Below are 9,146 nucleotides of genomic sequence, written 5' to 3' on the forward strand. Positions count from 1 at the left end.
TAACCCGAAGGTCACAGGTTCAAATCCTGTCCCCGCAACCAAATGGTCCCGTGGTGTAGCGGTTAACATGCCTGCCTGTCACGCAGGAGATCGCCGGTTCGATCCCGGTCGGGACCGCCATAATATATTCGCCAAAGGCGAAATTGATTGTATGGGTCGGTAGCTCAGTTGGTAGAGCATTAGATTGAAGCTCTAAGTGTCGGCGGTTCGATTCCGTCCCGACCCACCATATATGCGGGTGTAGTTTAATGGTAAAACCTCAGCCTTCCAAGCTGATGTCGTGAGTTCGATTCTCATCACCCGCTCCAATAGGGGCCTATAGCTCAGCTGGTTAGAGCGCACGCCTGATAAGCGTGAGGTCGATGGTTCAAGTCCATTTAGGCCCACCATAAAACATAATTATTCCGAAGTAGCTCAGTGGTAGAGCAATCGGCTGTTAACCGATCGGTCGTAGGTTCGAGTCCTACCTTCGGAGCCATATTGGGGAAGTACTCAAGAGGCTGAAGAGGCGCCCCTGCTAAGGGTGTAGGTCGGGTAACCGGCGCGAGGGTTCAAATCCCTCCTTCTCCGCCATACATAATTTTGTGTTAGGCCCGTTGGTCAAGTGGTTAAGACACCGCCCTTTCACGGCGGTAACACGGGTTCGAATCCCGTACGGGTCATTACTAAACACTCTCAAGATAAACATTATCTTGAGAGTGTTTTTTGTTTAAAATGAAAGAATTTCTCATTGTTGTTAAATTAGGTGAACCTTAATTAATAGATAGAAGGAGGTTTAAAATAAATGAATCAATCACAAATGGAACAATTAAAAAACAATTTATTAGAGGAATTGAAGGATTTAAAAGAAGGTTTAGAAACCCACGATGATATAGATCGTACGGAATTATCCAATTATGATAATCACCCTGGAGATAATGCTTCTGATTTAACATCGCAATTAACAGAATATGCAATGGATGATTTTAAACAAGAAAGTATTGAAAAAATAGAGGCTGCGTTAAATGCAATGGAAAATGGAACATATGGAAAATGTGAAGTATGTCAAAAAGAAATTCCATTTGAGAGGTTAGAGGCAGTTCCTACGACATTGACTTGTAAAGAACATAGTCATGAAAAAATTGATATGGAAACTCGACCAGTGGAAGAAGAAATTATGAATGAACTTACACATAAATCATTATTAACGGTCGATTTTGAGGATGGTTCTGGTGAATACCCGTCATCTGATAGTCCGCAGGATGTTCCGCAGGAGATTATTCATCAAAATAATCAAGAAACATCTATTCGAGATCGTCTACAATAAAATGAATAATTGTTCCTTCATCTATAGCAAGAACTATCCATTTTCCTATACAATATAGAAAAACAATGGATAGGCGGGAGAAAAGTGGATATTATTGATTTGCATTGTGATGTGTTGGAGAAATTAACGAGATTAGAAGCGGTCGATTTTCAAAATGATAATAGGCTACATGCGAATCTAAACTATTTACAAGCTGGAAAAGTGAAAGTTCAAGTATTTGCGATTTTTATTCATCCTAATGTCCCTCAAAAAGAAAAGTTTTTAGAAGCAGCCCGTCAAATAGAGGCATTCCATACAAAAGTATTAAGCAAATCCGAGATGGTACACATTACGGATTGGAGACAATTAGATGAACTGAAAGAAGGAGAAATCGGAGCCGTTTTAAGTCTTGAAGGTTGCGATTGTATTGGAGAAGATATAGGAAAGCTTCAACATTTAATCGATGCAGGAGTTAAAATTGTTGGACTTACTTGGAATGAAGAAAATACTGTTGCATATGGGACGTCTGAAGCCCCTTCAAAAGGTTTAAAACCCTTTGCCCATGAAGTCATTCAATTATTAAATCAACATGATATTCTACTTGATGTGGCCCATTTAAATGAACAAGGTTTTTATGAAGTACTCCCTTTAGCAAAACATATCATTGCTAGTCATTGTAATGCTAGAAGCATCTGTGACCATCCTAGAAATCTCACAGATGAGCAAATTAAAGCATTAGTTCAAAATGGAGGAAGAATTCATGTCGTTTTTTATCCTCCTTTTATCGAACCAGCTAAAGAAACTACGACGATAAATGAACTTCTTAAACATATTCAACATTTAACTTCTTTAGTAGGGGTTGAATCGATAGGCTTTGGGTCAGATTTTGATGGAATGGATCCTTTAGCGATTGAAAAGCTATCTAATGCTAGTGAATATCAGAATCTTATTAATGCCTTGTTGAATACTTATTCAATTGAGGAAGTTCAGATGATGGCAAGTAAAGGATTTAGAAATTACGTAATGGGGATTGGAAAGCGTGAGAAATAGATCTTACGCTTTTTTTAATGGAATCAATTAGTCAATTTTACATATTAAAAATGAAGGCGGTAAGGAATATCGATATTGTATATAAGAAAAAAATGATATGATAGAATAGATATCGAGTGATTCGAAAAGATTATTTAAACAAGCAGATATTTAATTGTCTGTTATTTTTATGGCAAAATTGCCTTTGTTGGAGGGAAAATTCATGCATCAGAAGTGGTTACAAACCACTGAAGTAGAAGTGGGAACAGTCAATTCGACATTAACCTTCTATATTGAAACGATTGAAGTTAACCGATTATCGGCCCTTGCATTCTTTGCAGCAGGGGAGAAACAATATAAAGGACAACGGTTTTTCTGGCAAAACCGTGAGAAAACGTTCACATTAGTCGGATTAGGACATGCATATAAAATAGAAAACAATGCAAATGATGAACGTTTTGATTTCATTGAAAAAGAATGGAAAGCTTTAACGAAAAATATTGTAAAGGAAGAAAGTGAACAACAACCGATTTTATTTGGTGGATTTACTTTTGACCCGAACAATATGAAAGAGGGGGAATGGAACGGTTTTCCCCAAAGCTATTTTGCAATAGCGACTTATCAGCTTGTCATTCGGGATGATAAAGCATATGTAAGCATTCATTTAGTTACGAAGAATGAAAATTGCATAGAAGAGTTTGATTTATTACGAAAAGAGCGGGATCAATTGATTCATGCAGCTCAAGTAAAAGAGTTAAAAATGTATGATAAACCGGTAATGACGAATTATCGAGAAGTTTATAAAGAAGATTATTTAAAAACGATTGCAACGGTAACCAATTTAATTAAAAATAACGAAGCTGAAAAGGTGGTCATTGCGCGTACTTTAGAAATGCAATTTGATGACATTTTAACAGCTCCCCAAGTGTTATCCCACGTAATAAGCGAGCAGCCCGAAAGCTATTTATTTGGATTAGAACGTGACAAACTTTTATTCTTTGGTGCTTCTCCAGAACGATTAGTAAAAGTTGAGAAAGGTAACGCTTTTTCTTCATGTGTAGCAGGTTCGATTAAACGTGGTAAAACCGTTGAAGAAGATAATGCATTGGGAGAAAGTCTTTTAGCGGATTCAAAAAACTTAGGAGAGCATCGCTATGTGGTCGATATGATTGCTCATACTTTTGAACAAAATTGCATTCAATATAAGGTTCCAAAGCAACCGAAACTGTTAAAAATACGTGATATTCAACATCTTTATACGCCGGTTGAAGGGGTATTAAAACAAGATGCAACGATATTACAACTTGTTAAACATTTACATCCTACTCCTGCATTAGGGGGCGTACCTCGTCAGGAAGCGCTTTCGATTATTCGCCAATATGAGTCGATGAATCGAGGATTATATGCGGCTCCATTAGGTTGGATGGATGCAGAAGGAAATGGAGAATTTATTGTGGCGATTCGTTCTGCTGCATTAAAAGAAAATACGGCATTTTTATATGCTGGCGGCGGTATTGTTGCTGATTCCGAACCAATTTCGGAATATGAAGAAACATTAGTGAAGTTCCGTCCGATGTTACGTGCTTTAGGAGGACAACTACATGAATAATCGAGAAATATTAACAAATTACGTTTATAAAATGGTTGCTTCACTTATGCAAAATGGTGTAGAAGATGTAGTAATAAGTCCTGGATCTCGTTCTACACCTCTTGCTTATGCGTTTGCTTCGACGAAAAATTTAAATATTTATCGACAAGTTGATGAACGTTCAGCAGCATTTTTCGCTTTAGGAATTGCGAAAGCAAAAGCTAAACCAGTAGTACTATTATGTACGTCAGGTACAGCAGCTGCAAACTATTATCCAGCAATTGTTGAAGCAAAATATGCCCGAGTACCTTTAATCGTCATTACGGCAGATCGCCCCCACGAATTGAGGGAAGTTGGAGCACCTCAAGCAATCAATCAATTGAATTTGTATGGAGAAAGGGTAAAGTGGAGCGCTGAATTTCCAATTCCAGATGATGCTAAACAAACGTTACCACATATAGAACGTCATATAGCTCGAGGAGTAAATATTGCAACAACAGCACCCTATGGACCGGTTCATTTTAACGTTCCATTCCGTGAGCCTTTACTAATTGATTTTAAAGAAGAACTTCCCGTTCCATCTTTTCAAAACAGCTATGTAGGAGAAGTAACACCTTCTGAAATGGCAAAGGACACGTTAGAAGGAATTATTCGCCAAACGCAAAAAGGTTTTATCGTCGTCGGAGAATTAGCATTAGGTACTGACTTACAATATATTTGGTCCTTTATTCGTACATTGAAATGGCCAGTGTTAATTGAAAGTCTTTCAAACTTGAGAACGAACGTTCCAGCGGATTGTGAGCCTTATATTATTACTACATATGACGCATTATTAAAAAGCGGACCATTTAAACAACAGGTTGCAGCTGATACAGTAATTCGTTTTGGTGCTCAACCTGTATCTAAATTTCTAACGATTTTTTTAACAGAAACTGAGCCAACTCATTATGTAGTAGTTGATGAAGATCCTATGTTCCGTGACTCAGCTGCGGTTTCTACCCACTTTATTCATGCATCCATTGGAAAGTGGTTAAATGAGTTAAATATAAGTGGCAATCGTATTAATGAAGAATATGTAAAACAGTGGCAAAAAGGGGAGACAATCGCGAAAAAGCATATTGAAAATTACAGTGCCAATGAATCCGATGAAGGGGCAATGGTTCGTATGTTTTTAGAAAAGCTTCCGAGTCAGAGTGATTTATTTGTAAGCAGCAGTATGCCAATTCGTGATATCGATACATTCCTTTTACCAACTGCAAAAGATATTCAAGTATTTGCAAATCGTGGTGCAAATGGGATTGATGGTGTAATGTCAACCGCTATCGGTTTTAGTCAAGGTAGACCAAATCGAGAAATGTATTTATTTATTGGCGATTTAGCCTTTTTACATGATTTGAGTGCATTCATTGCTACTCGTTATCAGCCATGTAATATAAATGTGATTGTCTTTAATAATGATGGTGGGGGAATCTTTTCATATTTATCCCAAGCCACTGTAAAAGAGTATTATGAAGATTTATTTGGTACACCAACATCTTTACAATTTGCTGAAATAGCTAAGATGTATGATATGGACTATCTTTCAATTCATACTTTGGACGAGCTATCGCCATTATTTGAACAACCAAAGGCAAAGCCGTTACGTTTAGTTGAAATCTTTACGAATCGTGAGGAAAATGTCGCTGCCCATCGTAAGCTTTGGCAACGAATTCACGAGGAGTTGGAGCAATGATTTTACAAGCCCGTGGCATTAACGTAAATATTCAAATATGGAATGAGCATTTAACGGAAACAATCGTCCTACTCCATGGTTTTACTGGAACCGTTAAAACATGGGGAAAAACGGCTTCGCAATTTTCTGACTATCGGCTTGTTGCCATTGATTTAGTTGGACATGGTCAAACGGAAGCTCCAGAAGATGTGTCACATTATTCAATGGAAGAACAAATTGAGATTTTAGAAAATCTTTTTTATCAGTTGAAGCTAAATCAATTTATTTTAATCGGCTATTCTTTAGGTGGTCGTGTAGCTCTTTCTTATACCGTTAAGTTTCCGGAAAGAATCCAACAGTTAATTTTAGAAAGTGCTTCTCCCGGATTAAAAACGGAAGAAGAGAGAATGGCGAGAAGAAAAGGCGATGAAGAACTAGCGAAAAGTATTGAACAAAATGGACTTCAATCTTTTGTTCAAAAATGGGAAAACATTCCGTTATTTCATTCGCAAAAAAATTTACCGATAGCAGTACAACAAGCTGTTCGGAAAGAAAGGTTGTCCCAATCTGAAATCGGTCTTGCAAACAGTCTAAGAGGAATGGGAACAGGGGCGCAGCAATCCTTATGGGACCAGCTGGATCAACTTAATAGGCCAGTTACACTTATAACAGGAATGTTAGACGAAAAGTTTTGTAACATTGCTCAAGAAATGAAACTGCGATTGCCTTTTGCGGAACTTCGATTAGTTGAAAATGTTGGACATGCAATTCATGTGGAAAATCCTAAACAATTTGCTACAATAGTAAAGGATGCTATAGAGTTTAATGGGACGACTGGATAAGTTTTATCACTAGCTTTGCTTAGCCTAATGATAACTTAGTACAAAATCCTAAACATCTTGCCGCAATAAGTTGCAATCCATTGCAACAAATACGTCATCGTATTTGATAATCAATAAGGGGGTATATACATGGCACGTGAGTGGACAACTTTACATACTTACGAAGATATTAAGTATGAGTTTTACAACGGTATCGCAAAAATTACGATTAACCGTCCAGAAGTGCGTAACGCATTTCGTCCAAAAACAACTGCAGAAATGATTGATGCATTTTCACGCGCACGTGATGATGAACGTGTAGGTGTTATCATTTTAACAGGTGAAGGTGACCTTGCCTTCTGTTCAGGTGGAGACCAAAAAGTTCGTGGAAATGGTGGATATGTCGGAGAAGACAATATTCCACGTTTAAATGTTTTAGATTTACAAACATTAATTCGTAAAATTCCAAAACCGGTTGTCGCAATGGTAGCAGGTTATGCAATTGGTGGTGGTCACGTATTACATATCGTATGTGACTTAACAATTGCAGCTGAAAATGCTCGTTTCGGTCAAACTGGCCCTCGAGTAGGCTCATTTGACGGTGGATATGGTGCAGGTTATTTAGCACGTATCGTAGGTCATAAAAAAGCTCGTGAAATTTGGTTCTTATGTCGTCAATATGATGCACAACAAGCACTTGAAATGGGCTTAGTAAATACAGTTGTTCCATTAGAACAATTAGAAGATGAAACGGTTAAATGGTGTGAAGAAATTCTTGAATTATCACCAATGGCATTACGTTTCTTAAAAGCAGCATTTAATGCAGACTCTGATGGTTTAGCAGGTATCCAACAGCTTGCCGGAGACGCTACACTTCTTTACTATACTTCCGACGAAGCAAAAGAAGGCCGCGATGCATTTAAAGAAAAACGTAAACCAGACTTCGGTCAGTTCCCAAGATTCCCTTAATAGGAAAGATTGAAATAGGAAGCAAGAGAATCTCGATTCTCTTGCTTTTTTATATGGAAAAGAACAGAATAGGAAAGATAAGAATTATAACCTACATATAAATAAGGGCTATAAACAGGTTGTTTCTTTACTTTTTGAATAGCTAGCCCTATAGAGTTAAAATAGTATTGCAATGTACTGGAGGAATGGATATGAATCCGAATTGGATTTTACAACGTGCACATTTAACACCGACTCGACGTGCATTAATATTTGAAGACCAATCATGGACATTCGAAGAAATAAAAAATATTTCAGTCCATAGAGCGAAACAATTAGCAACATTAGGTATTCAACAGAACAGTCGTGTTGCCATTATGGGACCGAGTCAACCGCGCCTTATTTTTATCATGTATGCATGCATGCACCTACAATGTGAAATGGTCATGCTCAATCGTAAGCTTTCAAAGGAAGAATTACAATATCAAATAGAAGATGCTGGAGTAGAAATGGTTTTAGTTGATGACGAGGATATTTCTCTCTTACCTGATAATACGCCCCATCTTTTATTTACAACAATCGAAAATAGTGAAGCGACATCTACTAATATTCGACATGAATGGCCAGATGATCAAACAACATCCATTATGTATACGTCAGGTACGACAGGATTTCCAAAGGGGGTTCGTCAAACCGTCGGTAATCATCAGGCAAGTGCATTATCATCTGTGCTAAATATTGGCCTTTCTGAAGATGATGTGTGGCTGTGCGTAGTCCCTTTATTCCATATAAGTGGATTTTCGATTTTGGTTCGTTCATTACTTTATGGCAATCAAGTAAAGTTGTACAAAAAATTTGATAAAGAAAAATGTGTCAATGATATCGCCAAAGGAAATGTGACCCACATGTCCGTTGTGGCGGTGATGTTAGAGCGTATACTTCAAGGCTTAGAAGAAAAGGGCAGTCAAGCATCTCCTAAGTTTAAGTTAATTCTTGCAGGGGGAGGCCCTGTTCCTGTACATTATCTTGAGCGGGCCCACCGATTAAATTTACTTGTTTCTCAAACGTACGGTATGACAGAAACATCCTCCCAAACAGCTACTTTATCTAACAAAGATGCATTAAGAAAAATAGGTTCTGCTGGAAAACCACTATTTTTCAATCAAATTAAAATAGCTAATGCAACGATGGCTAATGAAGAAGGGGAAATTTTAATTCGAGGTCCCCATGTAACTCCTGGCTATATTGGTCGTTTTTCTGATAAAAGCTCCACTATTGATGGTTGGTTACATACAGGAGATATTGGTTACTTAGATGAGGAAGGGTATTTATATGTACTTGACCGTCGCTCCGATTTAATTATTTCAGGGGGAGAAAATATTTACCCAGCTGAAATAGAGAACGTATTAATGAGTCATGAAGCGGTTCGAGAGGCTGGAGTTTGCGGTGTAGAAGATGAGATTTGGGGACAAGTACCGGCAGCATTTGTTGTTCTTCATTCTACAATTACGGAAGAAGAACTACTTGAATTTTGTAAAGGGAAGTTAGGAAAGTATAAAATACCGAAATATATTTATTTTGTCCCATCCCTTCCACGAAACGGCTCAAATAAATTAATGCGAAGAAAGTTAAAAGAATATATGATATAAAAAAGAGGCTGGGACAAAACCCTCCTCTAAATAAAAAAAGCCGGTGAAATTTTACGAAAAGTAAAATTTCACCGGCTTTGAATTTTTTACAATAAAATAAGGACCTCTTCTGATA

Annotated in this window: 7 protein-coding genes and 7 tRNA genes; all 14 read left to right on the plus strand. The window is 37.6% G+C overall.

Features of this window, described 5'->3' with window-relative positions; all coding sequences use genetic code 11:
* Positions 1 to 44: 44 nt before the first annotated feature.
* The 14 genes from EC501_RS17490 to EC501_RS17555 all read left to right on the plus strand — a co-directional run bounded on the left by EC501_RS17490 (position 45) and on the right by EC501_RS17555 (position 9,031).
* Positions 45 to 120 (plus strand) — tRNA-Asp (locus EC501_RS17490).
* Positions 121 to 153: 33 nt separating this feature from the next.
* Positions 154 to 229: transfer RNA gene (locus EC501_RS17495), tRNA-Phe, on the plus strand.
* A 5-nt stretch (positions 230 to 234) separates the two neighbouring features.
* Positions 235 to 308 (plus strand) — tRNA-Gly (locus EC501_RS17500).
* Positions 309 to 312: 4 nt separating this feature from the next.
* Positions 313 to 389, plus strand: a tRNA-Ile gene (locus EC501_RS17505).
* Positions 390 to 403: 14 nt separating this feature from the next.
* Positions 404 to 478: transfer RNA gene (locus EC501_RS17510), tRNA-Asn, on the plus strand.
* A gap of 4 nt (positions 479 to 482) precedes the next feature.
* Positions 483 to 573 (plus strand) — tRNA-Ser (locus EC501_RS17515).
* Between the two features lie 17 nt (positions 574 to 590).
* A tRNA-Glu gene (locus tag EC501_RS17520) sits at positions 591 to 662 on the plus strand.
* Positions 663 to 784: 122 nt separating this feature from the next.
* A complete protein-coding gene (locus EC501_RS17525; RefSeq protein ID WP_122973633.1) occupies positions 785 to 1,306 on the plus strand; it encodes a TraR/DksA C4-type zinc finger protein in 522 nt (173 codons plus the stop codon).
* An 84-nt stretch (positions 1,307 to 1,390) separates the two neighbouring features.
* Positions 1,391 to 2,335, plus strand: a complete 945-nt coding sequence (locus EC501_RS17530; RefSeq protein WP_122973634.1) for a dipeptidase — start codon at positions 1,391 to 1,393, stop codon at positions 2,333 to 2,335.
* A 202-nt stretch (positions 2,336 to 2,537) separates the two neighbouring features.
* Complete coding sequence (locus EC501_RS17535; protein ID WP_122973635.1) at positions 2,538 to 3,923, plus strand: isochorismate synthase; 1,386 nt, start codon at positions 2,538 to 2,540, stop codon at positions 3,921 to 3,923.
* Entirely contained in the window at positions 3,916 to 5,634 is a 1,719-nt protein-coding gene (gene menD, locus EC501_RS17540; protein ID WP_122973636.1) for a 2-succinyl-5-enolpyruvyl-6-hydroxy-3-cyclohexene-1-carboxylic-acid synthase, read from the plus strand. The genes EC501_RS17535 and menD overlap by 8 nt, the downstream gene beginning before the upstream one ends.
* Positions 5,631 to 6,455 (plus strand): 2-succinyl-6-hydroxy-2,4-cyclohexadiene-1-carboxylate synthase, encoded by an 825-nt coding sequence (gene menH, locus EC501_RS17545; RefSeq protein ID WP_122973637.1) that lies wholly within the window; start codon positions 5,631 to 5,633, stop codon positions 6,453 to 6,455. Before menD ends, menH begins: the two co-directional genes overlap by 4 nt.
* 129 nt (positions 6,456 to 6,584) lie before the next feature.
* On the plus strand, positions 6,585 to 7,403 hold the full coding sequence (menB, locus tag EC501_RS17550) for a 1,4-dihydroxy-2-naphthoyl-CoA synthase (RefSeq protein WP_122973638.1): 819 nt from the start codon (positions 6,585 to 6,587) through the stop codon (positions 7,401 to 7,403).
* Between the two features lie 191 nt (positions 7,404 to 7,594).
* Positions 7,595 to 9,031 carry an o-succinylbenzoate--CoA ligase gene (locus EC501_RS17555; protein WP_122973639.1) on the plus strand — a complete coding sequence of 479 codons (1,437 nt, stop codon included), beginning with the start codon at positions 7,595 to 7,597 and terminating at the stop codon, positions 9,029 to 9,031.
* The last annotated feature ends 115 nt before the right edge of the window (positions 9,032 to 9,146 follow it).

Origin of the sequence: Lysinibacillus halotolerans (assembly GCF_003711845.1) — a bacterium.
Classification (GTDB): Bacteria; Bacillota; Bacilli; order Bacillales_A; family Planococcaceae; genus Ureibacillus; species Ureibacillus halotolerans.

Bases quoted from the DNA above. Each gene is read 5' to 3' on its own strand.
- menH (WP_122973637.1), top strand. From the start codon at position 5,631: ATGATTTTACAAGCCCGTGGCATTAACGTAAATATTCAAATATGGAAT.
- menB (WP_122973638.1), top strand. From the start codon at position 6,585: ATGGCACGTGAGTGGACAACTTTACATACTTACGAAGATATTAAGTAT.
- EC501_RS17555 (WP_122973639.1), top strand. From the start codon at position 7,595: ATGAATCCGAATTGGATTTTACAACGTGCACATTTAACACCGACTCGA.
- EC501_RS17525 (WP_122973633.1), top strand. From the start codon at position 785: ATGAATCAATCACAAATGGAACAATTAAAAAACAATTTATTAGAGGAA.
- menD (WP_122973636.1), top strand. From the start codon at position 3,916: ATGAATAATCGAGAAATATTAACAAATTACGTTTATAAAATGGTTGCT.
- EC501_RS17535 (WP_122973635.1), top strand. From the start codon at position 2,538: ATGCATCAGAAGTGGTTACAAACCACTGAAGTAGAAGTGGGAACAGTC.